Below are 17,284 nucleotides of genomic sequence, written 5' to 3'. Positions count from 1 at the left end.
CCCTCAACGAACTTGATTGATCAGGGACGCGCCCTCGACAACCACGCGGTCGCCGTCCGCCAGGCCCGAAGTGACAGCGATGGATGCACCATCCAAAGGAGTGATGTTCACGACACGCGGCTCGAAGCGCTCGGCCTGGTCTTTGACCCAGACGATGTTCTGGTTGGCAGGGTTCTTCATCAGCGCACCGGAAGGCACGCGGTAGCCAGGTACCGTCGTCGCCTCTTGCACGAAGACCACCACCGGCATACCGACCGCCAAGCGCGAGAGGCTTTCGCTGGTGCCCTTGAACAGCATGGGCAGGGCCTGCTCGCGCAGGCTGCTGGCGGCACCGACGAAGCTCAGCGGCACCTTCTGACCGCCTACTGCGAGTGCAGCACCGGCCAGGTTCTGTGCCATTGCCGGATCGTAGGCAAGCGCCTCGATGCGCAGTTGGGTCGGATCGACCACCTCAAACACCAGTTCGCGCGCATCCACGACCTGCCCGGCAACTGCGGGGCTGGATGCGATGACGCCGCTGACTGGGGCCTTCAGTACGTCCCTGCCGGCGAGGCCCCCGCTCAAGGCGCGGGCGCGTTCGGTCAGGCTGTTCACTTCGCTTTCGGCTGCTTCGATCTCCTTGCGGGGCACGGTCTCCGACAGCTCGCGCAGCCGGGCCAAGCGCTTCTGCGCGAGCGCTTGGCCCGCACGCAGCTCGGCAACCTGGGCCATCTGGCCTGAGCGCTCCAGCACACCGCTGGCCGGTTCGATGTAAGCCAGCACCTGGCCCTTGCGCACGGATTGGCCGATCTGCGGCAGACCATCCGGCCCGGGCACCAGCCGGCCCATTACCATTGCCTGGACCTTGCCGCCTGTCGTCGGGTCCATGATTACTTTGCCAGCCAGTTCATGGCTGCGGGCCAAGGGCTCCTGCTTGATCAGCTGGGTGCGTACACCGATCTGACGTTGCGACGGTTTCGGAAGAAACACGCTGCCATCAGGCTGGCGCTGGGGGCCATTGGAAGACGCAGCCGGCGCTTCGTCGCCGTGGTCATGGCCGTCGTGAGCGAACGCGGGAGCAGCCAGAGCCAATGCAGCCGCCATGGCCGTCGTCATTAGGAAACGGAAGTTGCGCTTCATGCTGCACCTCGCAGTGCACCGTTGGTGCGTGTACGTCTGCGCAGCGCCCACGCTAGGACACCGACGCCGAGGACTGCGGCACCGCCACCTAGTACGACCACACGGCCGGATGCGACGGCATGCTCGTGTTCGGCGTCTTCGCTATGAACATCGAGAACGCCCGTCAACAGGTCCGATTGGCCCTGCGCAGTAATAGTGGCCATGATTGAGGTCTCGCCATCGGATAGCGGCTCAGTCAGATCGGCCTCGAACTCTCCAACCCCGTGTGAGCTGACCTTTACCTGTTGACCACCCAGCTCGAGGGTCAGCTCGCCATCGGTCACCGGCCGGTTGTCGGCAGCATGGTCGAGGTAGAGTGTGAGACGCTGGCCGTTCAGCACACCCACCAGTTCGAAGTCATCGGAAACTGCGGCAAAGCGCGGAAGCGCGGCCGCTGCGGGGGCAGGAGCGGCTTCGCCATGGTCATGGCCGTCGCCGGCCCACGTTGCGCTACTGCCAAGCAGGAGGCTGGACAAGGCAGCTGCACGCCAGAAAGAGGATTGCGACATTTCTAAGGTTCCAGGATGGTTGAGCGCGCGCCGATCAGCGCGTGCCGGAGATGTCAGTGAAAGTCTCGGTCGGCTGCGGCAGCGTGCCTTGTGCCTGCAACAGGGACGAGATGGCCGCGGCATGCTCCACCTTGGCGAGCAGCGCCGCGCGCTCGGCCTCGGTGGCCTCCTGCTCGATGCGAAGGCGTGTCGGCATGTCCGTCTCGCCCATCGCGAACGACTTTTGGTAGAAGGTGCGCGTTTGTTGGGCTAGTCGCTGGCGCTCCGAAGCGGCCTGCATCTGGGTGCTGGTTGCCAGTTCGCGCGATTGGGCAGTTCGAATTTCCGAGAGTAGCCGGGTGCGCTGGGCCGCGAGTGCCGACTCAGCCTCCAGTGCCTGCGCATTGGCGCTGGACAATTGCTCGGTATGACGGCTACCCGTACCGAAGGGAATGCGCACACCCACCGTGATCGTCTGGTTGTAGCGTTCGCCGTAGCCGCCCCGATCCCGCGTGGTCGCCAGGGTCAGTTCGGGGTTGGCGTACTTCTGATGGGACACCAGTTCCGCAGAGCGGCGGGCCGCCAGCGCCTTGTGCTGCAGTTCCAGCAGCGCAGGGTGGTTACCCAACAACGCGCCGGACGGCTGTGCCGATGCCGGTTGAACTCGGACACCTGACTGCTCCGGCTGCGCGGAATCGGCCTGCGACGGGATACTCTCGATGCCGGTCAGTGCCAACAACGCCTCGCGCTGCGTGATTTCTTCGGCCTGAGCAATGGCCAGGGCACTACGAGCCGACGCCAAGGCGCCATCGGCCTGGTTTCTGTCGGCTTGCGCCAGGTCGCCCGCGCGAACCCGGCGAGCCACATCTTGCGCCAACTCGTCCGCGCTGCGGGTGCGATCCTGCGCCGCCACCAATTCGGCCTGGGCACGCTGCCATGCCCACCATGCCTGGCGAACCTGTCCGGCCGTGCGTAGCTTGGCGGCCAGCATCCGGCTGGATAGCGCGAGGCTTTCCGCGTCCGCCCAGCGTGCCGACGAGGCGCGCTCACCAGGCATCCAAAGGGGAATAGCCACCCCGACTTCATATTCGCGCTGTCCGTTGCGGTTGTTGAACCGATCAGTTTTGGTGGAGGCTTCCAGCGCCATCGGACCTGCCACCCAACTGCCGGCCGTCTCTTGGCGTGCTTGGGCGGCCTGCTGCCAGGCGCCTTCTCCAGCGGCTTCTGGCTGCCGCTGCCAAGCTGACTCCCACAATTGGGCGACCATGTGGCTGTCTGGTCTGGATGGGACGTGAGGGGCGGCTACTGGCTGGGCTAGCACGGTGCCGGCCCAAAGCGTGGATACCGCCCATATCCATCCCTTGCGTATGTCTTTGCGAAGCATTCAATTCTCCATCGGTGTTGCATCAGTACTTACCCCCGGCTGGGTGTTCTCTTTCCGAGCAAGTGCTTGTCGTTGAAAAGCCACTGTTCACTGGCTTAGATATGAACAATTGTATATCTATTCATATGAATGGGAAAGAAAACCTTACATCCTTTGAGCACCAATCGCCTTAGAGAGGGCGTCGGGCGCAAGACATCGAGAGGCGAGGTGGGGCTAATCCACTGCGCAAACAGCTATGCAGACTCCTTGAGCATATCCCCCGGGGGGGGATATGATTGCTGCATGAAAGAGATGCACAAGCACACCAGCCACCCAGATCTCGTGAAACGGCTCAAGCGCGCCGAGGGTCATCTGCGACACGTCATCGGGATGATCGAAGGAGAAGAAACCTGCCTGGACATCGCTCGCCAGCTCGCTGCGGTGGAGAGCGCCGTCACAGCGGCCAAGCGCGTCCTGATCCATGACCACATCGACCACTGCCTATCTCATGATGAGGACTCCGTTCTAGCCGAAATGAAGGCGCTAACCAGACTGCTCTGAGGTCTCTCGATGCTCTCCGTCCTAAAGAACCGCACCTACCGCCACCTGTTCACCGCGCAGGTGATCGCACTCGTCGGCACAGGCCTGATGACGGTAGCGCTCGGCCTACTTGCCTACGAGCTGGCCGGGGCCGATGCAGGTGCGGTGCTCGGGTCGGCGCTGGCTATCAAGATGCTGGCCTATGTGGGAGTCGCTCCAGTCGCACAGGCCTTCGCCGACCAGTTCCCGCGACGGTCATTGCTCGTAGCGCTGGACCTGGTACGAGCGGTTGTCGCGATCTGTTTGCCCTTTGTCACCGAGGTCTGGCAGATCTATCTGCTGATCTTTGTCCTGCAAGCGGCATCCGCCGGCTTCACGCCGACTTTCCAAGCCACTATCCCGGACATCCTTCCCGATGAAGAGGACTACACGAAGGCGCTGTCGCTGTCCCGGCTGGCCTATGACCTGGAAAGCCTGATTTCCCCGATGCTGGCTGCTGCGCTGCTGACCGTCATCAGCTTTCACAACCTGTTCGCGGGAACAGTGCTCGGTTTCCTCGTTTCAGCCGCGCTCGTGGTCAGCGTGCGGTTGCCCACAACTATTCCCGGACCGCGCCGCGGCATTTGGGATCGCACGACCCGCGGCACACGCATCTATCTCGCTACGCCACGCCTGCGGGGCCTGCTGGCGATCAGCTTGGCCGTCTCGGCGGCGGGCGCCATGGTGATCGTGAACACGGTGGTTCTCGTGAAGGCGCGCTTTGGCCTAGGCGAGGTCGAAGTGGCGTCGGCACTGGCGGCATTCGGAGGCGGTTCGATGGTGGCAGCCTTCGTTCTGCCATCCTTACTGGAAAAGGTGGCCGACCGAACCGCGATGCTCACCGGCGCTACCGTACTGGTCGTGGGCACGGGGATCGGCGCACTGCTGCCGAGCTATGCATTGTTGCTGCCGCTGTGGTTGATCATCGGCTTTGGCTACAGCGTGGCGCAAACGCCATCCGGCCGTCTTCTGCGCCGCTCGGCCCATGCCGAGGACCGTCCTGCGATCTTCGCGGCACACTTCGCGCTGTCGCACGCCTGTTGGCTCATCTGCTACCCACTTGCCGGCCGCTTCGGCGCGGTCATGGGCTTGCCATCGACCTTCATTGTCATGTCCCTGGTCGGCTTGGCCGGCGTGGCGCTGACGCTCTGGCTGTGGCCGGCCAGCGACCCTTCTGACGTGGCGCATGACCACCCCAGCTTGCCGCCGGATCACCCTCATTTACGCACACACGCAGACCAAGGCAGGCACCATCACCAGCTGATTCTGGATGACCTGCACCGTATCTGGCCGAAAGGATAGGCACATTTTCTCGTTGCGGCATCACAACGCATGGCTTCGGAGGCTGAGAAGGGTGAGCGAAAATATATCACATGAACACATATTCATGTGTTATATTTCGCCATAGTCAAACACTCAACCAGCAGAGGCGCCCATGTCCCAATCCAATGCACATGACCATGGTCACGACCATGATCACGACCACACCCCCACAGTGACGAGCGCCAACGAGCGCAAGGTTCTGGTTTCCTTCTTCCTGATCTTCGGCTTCATGCTCGTGGAAGCTGTCGGCGGCGTGCTGTCGGGCTCGCTAGCCCTACTTGCCGATGCTGGCCACATGCTGACCGACGCCGTGGCACTTGCCCTGGCTTACGCTGCCTTCCGATTCGGTCGCCGCGCAGCCGACAGCAAACGCACATTCGGTTACCTGCGCTTCGAGGTCATCGCCGGCTTCCTGAACGCCGTGACCCTGTTCGCGATCGTCGCATGGATCGCCTACGAGGCGTGGGAGCGGCTGCAGGCGCCGCCCGTCATCCTCGCCGGCCCGATGATGATCGTCGCCGTGCTCGGCTTACTGATCAACGTCCTCGTGCTGTGGATCATGACCCGCGGCGAAACCGATCACGTCAATGTGAAAGGTGCCATCCTCCACGTGATGGGTGACCTGCTCGGCTCTGTCGGCGCCATCGTTGCAGCGATCGTCATCTACTTCACCGGCTGGACTCCGATCGACCCCATCCTGTCGGTTCTAGTAGCGGCGTTGATTCTGCGCAGCGCCTGGAAGCTCCTGGCCAAGTCGATCCATATCCTGTTGGAGGGTGCGCCAGAGGACGCTTCGCCGGAAAAGGTGGAACAAGGCCTGATGAGCACTGTGCCCGGCCTGGCGGCTGTCAGCCATGTTCACGTGTGGCAACTCACTTCCGGTCGCACGATGGCCACGCTACACGTTCGACCCAACGTGGACGAGGAGGCGCGAGCTGTGGTCAAGCGCGTCGAGGCGGTGCTGCGAGAGCAGTTCAGCATCGAACACGCCACAGTCGGAATCGACTGGAACTCGGAGGCTGACGAGAACATCTGCAGCCTGCAACCCACGACAGGCCGTCAGGACCACAGCGGCCACGACCACAGTGAGCACAATCATGACCATGACCACTCCGCTCCCGGTCACAAGCATTGAGGCCGTGCTAGACGGTTCGCAGTTCACTTGAGGGTTTGAATCCATGACATCCCGCAAAACCACCAGCGCCGCTATTGTGCAATGTTCGACCTCTAACCACGGCACGACCACTGATGTCCTCGCACTATCGCAAAGTGACGTCGCTGTTCTGGCAGAGACCTTCCGCCTGCTGGGCGACCAATCGCGATTGAAAATCCTGTTGCAGTGCATGCGCGGATCGGTCGCAGTGGGCGACATTGCTGGCTCGCTAGACCTGTCGCAGTCCTTGGTCAGCCATCACCTGCGCCTGTTGCGCGGCGCGCGCCTCGTGCGCGGCGAGCGCCAAGCCAAGCACATCTTCTACGGCATTGCCGACCAGCACGTCAGCCAGGTACTCCAGGACATGGCGGTTCACATTTCGGAGGACAGACACGACGATTGACTGAACATGTGAGTGCGCGCCGGCCTACGCCTTCAAGGGGTAGGCTTTTTTTGGCTATTAATCTAGAGAGACACCGGCGCGCCTTGCTGAATGCCTAGAAGACCCCAAGCAAAAAGCACTCTAAAAATAAACACTTGAACATATCTTCATGTGTGTTATTATTTGTCTACGGGGTATCCGAAAGGCGTAAGGACCACGCCATTATTTTTAACGTCAAGGAGTATTGACCATGTCCAAGAAAATTCGCTTTGCTGTTCTGCTTTCCGCACTTTTTGCTGCTGGAGTAAACGCTCAACCGTTCGCCGCAGATATGACACGGCAACAGGTCCAGGAGGATCTGGCTGCTTGGAGGCAATCTGGGTTGGAAGCGTTGTCTCGCGGCGAAAGCGGCCCGGATACGTTCAGCCCTCAATACCAGGCTGCCTTTCAGCGCTACTTGCAATTGACCCAAGGTGATATGTATCAGGCGCCCTCAGCAGGAAAGACTCGTGCTGAAGTGATGGCTGATTTGGAACTGTGGAAAATCTCCGGCATGCACGCGTTCACCTCGCGCGGAATCACCACCGCTTCGCACACCCAAGCCTACCAACAAGCCTACGAGAGCTATCTCCAGCTCAAGCTGGGTGCGGCTTACAAGGCTCCGGTGGCATTGACTCGTGCTCAAGTAAAGAGTGATTTGGCAGATTGGCAGGTTGCGGGAATGGCTGGATTCTGGGCTGGTGAGCAGACGCCTGATACCTATAGTGATGCCTACCGCACCGCATTTGAAACCTACCAGATGCTGCGCAACAAAAAATGACTTAATGGCAGCTGCATAAAGCAGCGGTCGGATGGTTCAGCCAGAAAGAGATTCTTTCTTTTTTTTGAATAAACATACAAACAAGTGTTCATTTGTTTGCATAACATTCCGATCGCTGATTTGTGCGTCCTGCCACGGCGATTACTCAGAGAACCAGGAGATTGATATGTCTTTGGAAACATTGGACGGCACAGGAGCGCAGGACGAACAACTGGGCTTTCGGGTCGAAGGTATGGATTGCGCCAGTTGCGTCGGCAAGATTGAAACAGCGCTTGGTCGAATTGATGGCGTATCAAATGTACAGGTTAATTTTACAAATGAGACGCTGACGTTGACGCGCAGCACAAGTAGCCGAAATACTGCACGCGACATTGCCAAGAAAATCCGGTCCCTGGGCTTCGACGTGCAGGCACTGCCCGCGTCCGAAATGTCCGCAGCACCTGCACCGTGCCATGCGGCCCACGCGCATGACCACGCCGGCTGCGGCGGCCACCATGACCATGGGCATGCCCACGACCACGGGCACGATCATTCGCACGGCAAAGCGTGCGGTGATGACCATGGGCATGGCCATGCTCACGGCCATGCCCATGCCCATGACCACGGTCACGATCACGGGGCCTGCAGCGGGCATGACCATGCGCCGGCCTCTGCCTCCCGTGGAGCACCCAGCACGCCCCCCAACGTGTCCATGCGCGTCGAGGGCATGGACTGCGCCAGTTGCGTCGGCAAGATCGAAACGGCGCTCGCTCGCATGGATGGCGTGTCCGATGCCCGCATAAACTTCACCGCAGAAACGCTGGAATTGACGCTCGCGTCTGGCGGCCCCACGCAGCTCGGCCACATCGAGAAGACCATCAAGAGCCTGGGCTTCGGCGTCTCCGACGTGCGCCGCCATGATGGCTCAGCACCCGCGGCCCCAGCAGCAGCATCGACGGCGCGCCATCAGCGCTGGTGGCAGACGAAGAAAGGCAAGCACGTGCTGGGCCTGGGCGGCCTGATGGGCTCGGCCTACGCGATCGCGCAGTTCGTTCCTGGCTACGCTGAATGGATCTTCGCCGCTGCGGTGATCGCGGGCGTGCTGCCGTTCGCTCGCAAAGCCTTCGCGCTGGCTGTGTCAGGCTCGCCGTTCTCTATCGAAACGCTGATGGTCGTCGCCTCGCTGGGCGCGCTCGTGATAGGCGAGGCCGAGGAAGCTGCTGCCGTGGTGTTCCTGTTCGCGATCGGCGAGCTGCTGGAAAGCGTGGCCGCCGGCCGCGCGCGCGCCGGCATCAAGGCGCTGGCCTCCCTGGTGCCTAAGACGGCGGTACTGCTCGATGCCGCGGGCGGGCAGCGCGAAGTGCCCGCCGCTTCCCTGCGCGTGAGCGACCGCGTGCTGGTGCGCCCTGGTGACCGGGTGCCTGCGGACGGCAAGATCCTCCGCGGTGAAAGCAGCCTGGACGAGTCGCCTATCACCGGCGAGTCCGTACCGCGTCAAAAGGCTATCGGTGCCGACGTGTTCGCCGGCTCCATCAACGTCGATGGCGTGCTCGAAGTACAAGTCGAGAAGACGGCATCGGACAACACCATTTCTCGCATCATCCAACTGGTGGAGCAGGCGCAGTCCTCCAAGGCGCCCACGGCTCGCTTCATCGAAAAGTTCAGCCGCTACTACACCCCTGCCGTCATGGCCATCGCGGCGTTGATCGTGGTGGTTCCGCCACTTGCCATGGGTGGCGACTGGGGTACCTGGCTGTACCGCGGCCTCGCACTGCTGTTGATTGCCTGCCCATGTGCGCTGGTGCTCTCCACACCGGCGGCCATCGCCTCGGGCCTTGCGGTGGCCACGCGACGGGGCCTGCTGATCAAGGGTGGCAACGCGTTGGAAACCATCGGCCGCGTGCGCGCCATTGCCTTCGACAAGACTGGCACGCTGACCGAGGGCAAGCCGCGCATCACCGAGGTCCTGCCCTTCGGGCTGTTCAAGCATCAACAGGTCCTTGCGCTTGCCGCCGCTGTCGAGTCCGGCTCAAACCATCCCTTGGCGAAGGCCATTGTCGCCCATGCCAAGAGCCTGGACGTGGCGATTCCCCAGGCCACGGGCGCATCGGCCATTGCCGGCAAGGCGGTGCGCGCCACCGTGAACGGCAGTGCGCTCGCTGTCGGATCGCCCGCCCATGCGGAACAGACGGCCACGCTGACAGCCGCGCACCGCAGGGAAATCGACAAGCTGGAGGATGGCGGCAAGACCGTGGTGGTCCTGTTCGACGAAGCCAGCAAGAACGTTCTGGGCCTGCTGGCCCTGCGCGACGAGCCCCGCCGCGACGCGCGCGAAGGCGTGGCCCAGCTCAACGCCATGGGCGTGCGCTCGGTCATGCTGACCGGCGACAACCGCCGCACCGCGCAGGCGATCGCCGGCAAGCTGGGCATCGAGTGGGAGGCCGAGCTGCTGCCGCAGGACAAGCTGCGCTTGGTCAACGAGATGAAGCGTGATGCCAAGGTGGCGATGGTCGGCGACGGCATCAACGACGCGCCGGCCCTGGCGACCGCCGACGTGGGTATCGCCATGGGCGGCGGCACGGACGTGGCGCTGGAAACCGCCGATGCCGCGCTGCTCAAGAGCCGCGTCACGGACGTGGCCCACCTGGTGGCCCTGTCGCGGGCGACGATGGCCAACATTCACCAAAACGTCGTATTCGCCATTGGCCTCAAGGGCTTGTTCCTGGTCACCACCGTGTTGGGTATCACCGGCTTGTGGGTTGCCGTGCTGGCCGACACCGGCGCCACGGCCCTGGTCACGCTGAACGCACTGCGCCTGCTGCGCTTCAAGGGCGCGCCGGAGGCCAACCACGGCGACGACGCCGGGCGTCCCACCACCTTGTCCGTGCCGTCTGCCCGCTGAGGCAACAAGAGGGCTTGACCTTGCCGTCGTTGTAACGCCTAGCCTCCACACAAATGTCTGCAGAGCGCTTCGGAAGGGCCGGAGTCCTGCATCCAAGAAAGGGTCACTTCCATGCGTAAAAAAATCAGAATCATTGTGGTGGCAGGCGTCATCGCAGCCGTCGGGGGGATAGCGATCGCTGCCCGCGACGCCAAGGACGAGGGCAAGGCCGCGGCGCCCCCGGCGGGCGCGCCGATGGCGCCGCAGGTGCCCGTGGCCGAGGTCATTACCCGCACGGTCGCGCCATCGGCCGAGTACACCGGCTTCCTGGCCGCGCCCAAGACCGTCGAGCTGCGCTCGCGGGTCGGCGGCGCCGTCGATGCGGTGAGCGTTCCCGAAGGTAGCCTCGTGCGCAAGGGCCAACTGCTGTTCCAGATCGACCCGAGGCCGTTCCAGGTTGCGCTCGACACGGCCGTGGCGCAACTGCGTCAGGCCGAGGTGCTGGCCAGCCAGGCCCAGGCCGACTTTGACCGCGCCGAGCGCCTGGTGGCGACCGGCGCCGTCGCGCGCAAGACCTATGACGATGCCGCCTCCGCACGCAACGCGCGCCAGGCTCAGGTGCAGGCGGCTAAGGCCGCCGTTGCTGCGGCTCAGCTGGACCTGTCCTACGCCCGCGTCACTGCGCCCATCGCCGGGCGCGTCGACCGCGTGCTCGTGACCGAGGGCAACTTGGTCAGCGGTGGCGGCGCCGGCGCGGCCACGCTGCTGACCACGATCGTATCCATCGACCCGTTGCACGTGTACTTCGACATTGATGAGGCCACCTATCTCAACGTCGTCAGCCGCTCGCGGCCCGCTGCGGGCGCCGGTAGCAAGGCTTCGCTGCCCGTGCAGGTCGGGCTGACCACGGACAAGGGTTTCCCGCACAGGGGCGCGCTCGACTTCGTGGGCAACACCATTGACCGAAGCACCGGCACGATCCGCGCGCGCGCCGTTGTGCCCAACCCGGATGGGCGCATGGCACCCGGCATGTTCGCCCGGGCCAAGCTGTCCACCGGCGCGGCGCGCGAGGCCGTCCTGATCGACGATCAGGCCGTGGGCACCGACCAAGGGCGCAACTACGTGCTGGTCGTGGGCGAGAACAACCAGGCCCAGTACCGGCCCATCGAACTGGGGCCGGTGGTGGACGGGCTGCGCGTCATCAACGGCGGCCTGCAGGCCGGTGAGAAGATCATCATCAAGGGCCTCGTGCGCCCCGGCATGGCGGTCACGCCGCGCATGGTGCCCATGCAGGCGCCCGCGGCACCGGCCGCCGGCGCGACCGGCGCGACCAAGGCTGCGGCAAACGCTCCGGCTCCCGCTGCGGCGCCTGCCAAGGCCGGTGGCGCGGACCCCGCCAAGGCTGACGGCGCGGCCGGCTCGGCGGAGGCCCGCAAATGAATTTCCCCCGCTTCTTCATCAACCGGCCGATCTTCGCCATCGTCCTGTCGGTGCTGATGCTGATCGCGGGCGCGATCAGCTATTTCCAGCTCCCCCTGAGCGAGTACCCCCAGGTCACGCCGCCGACGGTGCAGGTCACCGCCAGCTATCCCGGCGCCAACCCGCAGGTGATCGCCGACACCGTGGCATCGCCGCTGGAGCAGGCGGTCAACGGCGTGGAAGGCATGATGTACATGCAGTCCCAGATGTCCACGGACGGGCGGATGGTGCTGACCATCTCGTTCGAGCAGCACATCGACCCCGACGTCGCGCAGATCCAGGTGCAGAACCGCGTCTCACGCGCGCTGCCCCGGTTGCCGCCCGAGGTCCAGCGCATCGGCGTGGTCACCGACAAGACCGCGCCCGATATTCTCATGGTGGTGCATATGCTCTCGCCGGGGGACCGCTACGACCCGCTGTACGTGTCCAACTACGCGATGCTCAACGTGCGCGACGAACTGGCGCGCCTGCCGGGCATCGCCAACGTGATCATCGGCGGTGAAGGCGAGTACGCAATGCGCGTCTGGCTCGACCCCGAGAAGGTCGCATCGCGGGGCATGACCGCCAGCGATGTGGTCGCCGCCATCCGCGAGCAGAACGTGCAGGTCGCAGCCGGCTCGATCGGCCAGCAGCCGAATGCGTCGGCCGCCTTCCAGGTCAGCGTCAATGCGCTGGGGCGCCTGACCACCGAAGAGCAGTTCGGCGACATCGTGATCAAGGCCGGCGCCAACGGCCAGGTGACCCGCCTGCGCGACGTCGCACGCCTGGAACTGGGCTCGGACAACTACACCATGCGCGGCCAGCTCGACGGCGAGAACGCGGTCGGCCTGCAAATCCTGATGACGCCCGGCTCCAATGCCCTGGACACGTCCAGCGCGGTGCGCGCGACGATGGAGCGGCTGCAGGCCAAGTTCCCCGAAGGCATCGAGTACAAGATCGCCTACGACCCCACAGTCTTCGTGCGCGCCTCGCTCCAGTCCGTCGCCGTCACGCTGCTGGAGGCCATCCTCCTGGTGGTGATCGTGGTGGTGCTGTTCCTGCAATCTTGGCGCGCGTCGATCATTCCACTGATCGCCGTGCCGGTCTCGCTGGTCGGCACGTTCGCGGTGATGCACATGTTCGGCTTCTCGCTGAACACGCTGTCGCTGTTTGGCCTCGTGCTCTCCATCGGCATCGTGGTGGATGACGCCATCGTGGTGGTGGAGAACGTGGAGCGCCACATGGCGCTGGGCGAATCGCCCAAGGATGCGGCGCGCAAGGCGATGGATGAAGTGACTGGCCCGATCCTGGCCATCACCTCGGTGCTGGCAGCGGTCTTCATCCCCTCGGCGTTCCTGTCGGGGCTGCAGGGCGAGTTCTATCGCCAGTTCGCGCTGACCATCGCGTTCTCGACCATCCTGTCGGCGATCAACTCGCTTACGCTGTCGCCAGCGCTGGCCGCCATCCTGCTCAAGCCGCACCACGGCGCGGCCAAGCCCGATCGTCTCACGCGCATCATCGACGGCGTGTTCGGCGGCTTCTTCCGCCGCTTCAACCGCTTCTTCGATCGCGCCTCGAATTCCTACGTCGGGGGCGTGCGCCGCGCGGTGCGCGGCAGCGCCATCGTGCTGCTGCTCTACGTCGGCTTCCTGGGCCTGACCTGGCTGGGCTTCCACAAGGTGCCTGCGGGCTTCGTGCCGGCCCAGGACAAGTACTATCTCGTGGGCATCGCCCAGCTTCCGACCGGCGCCTCGCTGGATCGCACCGAGGCGGTCGTCAAGGAGATGACCAAGATCGCACTGGCTGAGCCGGGCGTCGAGAGCGTGGTGGCCTTCCCGGGCCTGTCGGTCAATGGACCGGTGAACCAGCCGAACACCGCGCTGATGTTCGCCATGCTCAAGCCCTTCGATGAGCGCAAGGACCCGTCGCTGTCGGCCTTCGCCATCCAGGGCAAGCTCATGGGCAAGTTCAGCCAGATCCCGGACGGCTTCGTTGGCATCTTCCCGCCGCCGCCGGTGCCGGGCCTGGGTTCGATGGGCGGCTTCAAGCTGCAGATCGAGGACCGGGCGGGCCTGGGTCCCGAGGCGCTTGCGCAGGCACAGGGCCAGATCATGGGCAAGGCCATGCAGGCGCCCGAGCTGGCGAACATGCTCGCCAGCTTCCAGACCAATGCGCCGCAGTTGCAGGTGGACATCGACCGGGTGAAGGCCAAGTCGCAGGGCGTATCGCTGACCGAGGTGTTCGACACCCTGCAGGTCAACCTTGGCTCGCTCTACGTCAACGACTTCAACCGCTTCGGTCGCACCTACCGGGTCATGGCCCAGGCCGATGCGCAGTTCCGCATGCAGGCTGAGGACATAGGCATGCTCAAGGTGCGCAATGCAGCGGGCGACATGATCCCGCTGAGCGCGATCGCGACCATCGAGCGCAGTTCCGGCCCCGACCGGGTGATGCATTACAACGGCTTTCCCTCGGCCGACATCAGCGGCGGGCCAGCGCCGGGCTACTCGTCCGGCCAGGCCACCGCCGCGATTGAGAAGATCGTGAGCGAATCGCTGCCGGACGGTATGACCTACGAATGGACGGACCTGACTTTCCAGGAAAAACGGGTTGGCAACACGGCGATCTACATCTTCGCGCTGGCGGTGCTGCTCGCCTTCCTGTTCCTGGCGGCCCAGTACAACAGTTGGTCGCTGCCGTTCGCTGTGCTGCTGATTGCACCCATGGCGCTGCTCTCGGCGATCGCCGGCGTCTGGCTCTCTGGGGGCGACAACAACATCTTCACGCAGATCGGTTTCGTGGTGCTGGTCGGCCTGGCTGCCAAGAACGCGATCCTGATCGTGGAGTTCGCCCGCGCGAAGGAAAGCGAAGGGGCCGATCCGCTGGCAGCCGTGCTCGAAGCCGCGCGCTTGCGGCTGCGCCCGATCTTGATGACGTCGTTCGCCTTCATCGCTGGCGTGGTGCCGCTGGTGCTGGCCAGCGGTGCGGGCGCCGAGATGCGCCACGCCATGGGCATCGCGGTGTTCGCCGGCATGCTGGGCGTGACGGTATTCGGCCTGGTGCTGACGCCGGTGTTCTACGTTGTGGTGCGCAAGCTGGCGCTGCGCCGCGAAGCGCGCCATGCCCGTGGCGGCATGACCGACCAGCACGCATGACGGCCAGGAGGACATACGACATGAAAACATCTTTCGCATTCACACGACCCGCCAGGACGCTGGCGCCGCTCGCCCTCGCGGCGGCGCTGGCTGGCTGCTCCATGGCACCGAAGTATGACCGGCCCGCAGCGCCGATCGACACGGCCTATCCCTCGGGCGCGGCCTATGTGGAACTGGCGGCCGCGACGCCCGACGACGCGATCACGGCCGAGATCGGTTGGCGGGACTTCTTCCGCGACCCGCTGCTGCAGCAGTTGATCGGCATTTCGCTGGAGAACAACCGCGACATGCACAAAGCCGCGCTCAACGTGGAGGCGGCTCAGGCGCTGTACCGTATCCAGCGTGCCGAGATGCTGCCGAACCTGGGCGTTTCCGCCCGCGGCGCGTCAGAGCGCGTACCGGCCGACCTCAGTACCACGGGGCAAAGCGACGTGCTCCGGCGCTACGACGTGGCCGGGGTGACGGCCGCCTGGGAGCTGGACCTGTGGGGCCGCATCCGCAGCCTCAACGACCGGGCGCTGGCGTCCTACCTGGCCCTCGACGAGACCCGCATCGCCACGCAGATGAGCCTGGTGTCCGAGGTGGCCAGCGCCTACCTCACGCTGCGCGCCGACCAGGAACTGCTGCGCCTGACGAGCGACACCCTCGCCACACAGAAGCGCTCCTATGACCTGACCACCCAACTGGTGGAAGCGGGAAATTCCACGCAGCTCGACCTGCGCCGCGCGGAGATCGCGCTGCGCACCGCCGAGGCCAACCGCGCCGCCTACACGCGGCAGGCGGCCAAGGACCGCAACGCGCTGGTGCTGCTGCTGGGCCAGCCGCTGACGCCGGAGCTGTCCCGGCAGCTTGACGAGGCCGTGGCGCTGCCGGACGACATCGTGCCGACCGACCTGCCGAGCGGCCTGCCGTCCGAACTGCTCGCGCGTCGGCCGGACATCCGCGCCGCCGAGCAGATGCTGATCGGCGCCAACGCCAACATCGGCGCGGCGCGGGCCGCGTTCTTCCCGACGATTAGCCTCACGGGCTCGGCGGGCACGGCCAGCGCTTCGCTGGACGGCCTGTTCGATTCGGGCTCGCGGGCCTGGAGCTTCCTGCCGCAGATCACGCTGCCCATCTTCCGCGGCGGCGCGTTGCGAGCCAATCTGGACGTGGCACAGGTACAAAAGAGGATCGAAATCGCCAACTACGAGAAGTCTATCCAGGCGGCCTTTGCTGAGGTGGCTGACGGCTTGGCGGGCAAGCGCACGCTTGATGAGCAGATCCGCTCGGAGCAGCTCCTGGTAGCGGCTAGCCAGAAAGCCTACCAACTAGCCGAGCAACGCTTCCAGGAAGGCGTGGACGACAACCTCACCTTGCTCGATGCGCAACGCACACAGTACGGTGCGCAGCAGACCCTGGTGCGCACGCGCCTGACGCGGCTGAACAACCTCATCCACCTCTACAAGGCGCTGGGTGGCGGCTGGACTGAGTACACGGTGCAATCGGGCGCCACCGGGCAACCATCCGCCCGGTCGCCGGGATAAGGGCTATGCGCAACGGCGGCGTTCCCCATCGTTGCGCACGGAGAACCGGATGAGGATCGGTGAACTTGCGCGCTTGACGGGCACCCCCCCGGAGAACATTCGGTTCTACGAGCGGGAGGGCCTGTTGCAAGCCCCGGAGCGGTCACGCAACAACTATCGGCGCTATGGCCCGGCCCATGTCGAACGGCTTCACCTGATTCGCAACTACCGTGCCTCGGGAATCGGCCTGGATGACGTGCGCCGCCTACTGGGTTGGGCACATGAGGGGTTCCTGGAACCTGAGCTGCTAAGGCAGGCTGTCCAAGGCCATCTCGCCTGTGTTGAGGAACGCATGGAGCAACTGATCCAGGTGAAAGAGCACCTGCTCGCATTGGCCCTGCACGGTGCTGCTTCCGCCGGGGCTTCCGAGGATGGACCGGCTCGCGATGGTTCGTGAGCATCGCATGTCCATATAACTGAATATATATTCATGCGTGTAATATTTCCGGCCAGACAAACGAATAAGAAAGACGCCCATGACCGACCAGAGCATCACGCGCCGAAACATCGGCGTTCTCACCGCCGCGCAGGCGCTCGGCGGCGCCAGCGCGCCCATCGTGATGTCGCTGGGTGGGCTGGTCGGCCAGCAGCTTGCCAAGAATTCGGCCTGGATCACCTTGCCCGTGAGTCTGTTCGGCCTGGGTCTTGCCATCGGCACCTTGCCTGCCGCCTTCATCATGCGGCACCATGGCCGCCGCAACGGATACGTGGTGGGGGTCGGCTTCGGCGTGGCCTCGGGCCTGATCGCCGCGTTGGGCATCATGCTGGCCTCGTTCTGGATCTTCTGCGCCGGCACCTTCCTGGCGGGCTTCTACGGCGCGTATGTGCAGAGCTACCGCTTCGCAGCCGCCGACACCGCCGAGGACGCGCTTAAGGCCAAGGCCATTTCCTGGGTCATGGTGGGCGGTCTCGCGGGCGCCATCATCGGGCCGCAGTTGGTGATCTTCACGCGCGATGCGGTAGCGGGCACGCCCTACGTT

General features: G+C 64.3%; 15 protein-coding genes and 1 pseudogene. 12 read left to right on the top strand and 4 right to left on the bottom strand.

The features are described from left to right. Positions 1-3: 3 nt before the first annotated feature. From V3B46_RS03990 to V3B46_RS03980, 3 genes are read right to left on the bottom strand one after another with little or no spacing between them, the layout of a single operon-like run. On the bottom strand, positions 4-1,119 hold the full coding sequence (locus tag V3B46_RS03990; RefSeq protein ID WP_003821159.1) for an efflux RND transporter periplasmic adaptor subunit: 1,116 nt from the start codon (positions 1,117-1,119) through the stop codon (positions 4-6). Beyond that, positions 1,116-1,667, bottom strand: coding sequence for a hypothetical protein (locus tag V3B46_RS03985; RefSeq protein ID WP_015912829.1), 552 nt, complete (start codon positions 1,665-1,667; stop codon positions 1,116-1,118). Before V3B46_RS03985 ends, V3B46_RS03990 begins: the two co-directional genes overlap by 4 nt. Before the next feature lie 34 nt (positions 1,668-1,701). Continuing rightward, a complete protein-coding gene (locus tag V3B46_RS03980) occupies positions 1,702-2,913 on the bottom strand; it encodes a TolC family protein (protein WP_223656232.1) in 1,212 nt (403 codons plus the stop codon). A 399-nt stretch (positions 2,914-3,312) separates the two neighbouring features. Between V3B46_RS03980 and V3B46_RS03975 the strand changes: the two genes are divergently transcribed. The 6 genes and pseudogenes from V3B46_RS03975 to V3B46_RS21715 form a co-directional block, all read left to right on the top strand. Further along, positions 3,313-3,570 carry a metal-sensing transcriptional repressor gene (locus tag V3B46_RS03975; RefSeq protein WP_003821156.1) on the top strand — a complete coding sequence of 86 codons (258 nt, stop codon included), beginning with the start codon at positions 3,313-3,315 and terminating at the stop codon, positions 3,568-3,570. A gap of 9 nt (positions 3,571-3,579) precedes the next feature. Continuing rightward, complete coding sequence (locus V3B46_RS03970) at positions 3,580-4,890, top strand: MFS transporter (RefSeq protein WP_003821155.1); 1,311 nt, start codon at positions 3,580-3,582, stop codon at positions 4,888-4,890. Between the two features lie 133 nt (positions 4,891-5,023). Then, positions 5,024-6,046, top strand: coding sequence for a cation diffusion facilitator family transporter (locus V3B46_RS03965; protein ID WP_003821153.1), 1,023 nt, complete (start codon positions 5,024-5,026; stop codon positions 6,044-6,046). A gap of 43 nt (positions 6,047-6,089) precedes the next feature. Next, positions 6,090-6,467 (top strand): ArsR/SmtB family transcription factor, encoded by a 378-nt coding sequence (locus tag V3B46_RS03960; RefSeq protein WP_003821152.1) that lies wholly within the window; start codon positions 6,090-6,092, stop codon positions 6,465-6,467. Between the two features lie 229 nt (positions 6,468-6,696). Then, positions 6,697-7,266, top strand: a complete 570-nt coding sequence (locus V3B46_RS03955; protein WP_003821150.1) for a DUF4148 domain-containing protein — start codon at positions 6,697-6,699, stop codon at positions 7,264-7,266. A 31-nt stretch (positions 7,267-7,297) separates the two neighbouring features. Then, positions 7,298-7,612 (top strand): annotated as a pseudogene (locus V3B46_RS21715) (cation transporter); the annotation flags it as partial. On the opposite strand, the gene V3B46_RS21710 reads toward V3B46_RS21715, so the two are convergent. After that, entirely contained in the window at positions 7,559-7,906 is a 348-nt protein-coding gene (locus tag V3B46_RS21710) for a hypothetical protein (RefSeq protein ID WP_017642565.1), read from the bottom strand. The pseudogene V3B46_RS21715 and the gene V3B46_RS21710 sit on opposite strands and share 54 nt — an antisense overlap. Before the next feature lie 51 nt (positions 7,907-7,957). On the opposite strand from V3B46_RS21710, the gene V3B46_RS03950 reads away from it, so the two are divergent. The 6 genes from V3B46_RS03950 to V3B46_RS03925 all read left to right on the top strand — a co-directional run. After that, positions 7,958-10,147 (top strand): heavy metal translocating P-type ATPase, encoded by a 2,190-nt coding sequence (locus V3B46_RS03950; RefSeq protein WP_017513344.1) that lies wholly within the window; start codon positions 7,958-7,960, stop codon positions 10,145-10,147. A 111-nt stretch (positions 10,148-10,258) separates the two neighbouring features. Then, positions 10,259-11,566: an efflux RND transporter periplasmic adaptor subunit gene (locus V3B46_RS03945; protein ID WP_003821145.1), complete on the top strand. Its 1,308-nt coding sequence runs from the start codon at positions 10,259-10,261 to the stop codon at positions 11,564-11,566. Continuing rightward, a complete protein-coding gene (locus tag V3B46_RS03940; protein WP_012614062.1) occupies positions 11,563-14,739 on the top strand; it encodes an efflux RND transporter permease subunit in 3,177 nt (1,058 codons plus the stop codon). Before V3B46_RS03945 ends, V3B46_RS03940 begins: the two co-directional genes overlap by 4 nt. A 20-nt stretch (positions 14,740-14,759) precedes the next feature. Further along, positions 14,760-16,265, top strand: coding sequence for an efflux transporter outer membrane subunit (locus tag V3B46_RS03935; protein ID WP_198887592.1), 1,506 nt, complete (start codon positions 14,760-14,762; stop codon positions 16,263-16,265). A 49-nt stretch (positions 16,266-16,314) separates the two neighbouring features. Next, on the top strand, positions 16,315-16,701 hold the full coding sequence (locus V3B46_RS03930; RefSeq protein WP_015912830.1) for a MerR family transcriptional regulator: 387 nt from the start codon (positions 16,315-16,317) through the stop codon (positions 16,699-16,701). A gap of 79 nt (positions 16,702-16,780) precedes the next feature. Further along, a partial coding sequence (locus V3B46_RS03925; protein WP_196692792.1) for an MFS transporter occupies positions 16,781-17,284 on the top strand: 504 nt, incomplete at its 3' end.

This window comes from Stenotrophomonas sp. SMYL11, assembly GCF_036320005.1.
Taxonomy (GTDB): Bacteria; Pseudomonadota; Gammaproteobacteria; order Xanthomonadales; family Xanthomonadaceae; genus Stenotrophomonas; species Stenotrophomonas maltophilia_A.
This window is presented reverse-complemented; position numbering and strand designations above follow the sequence as displayed.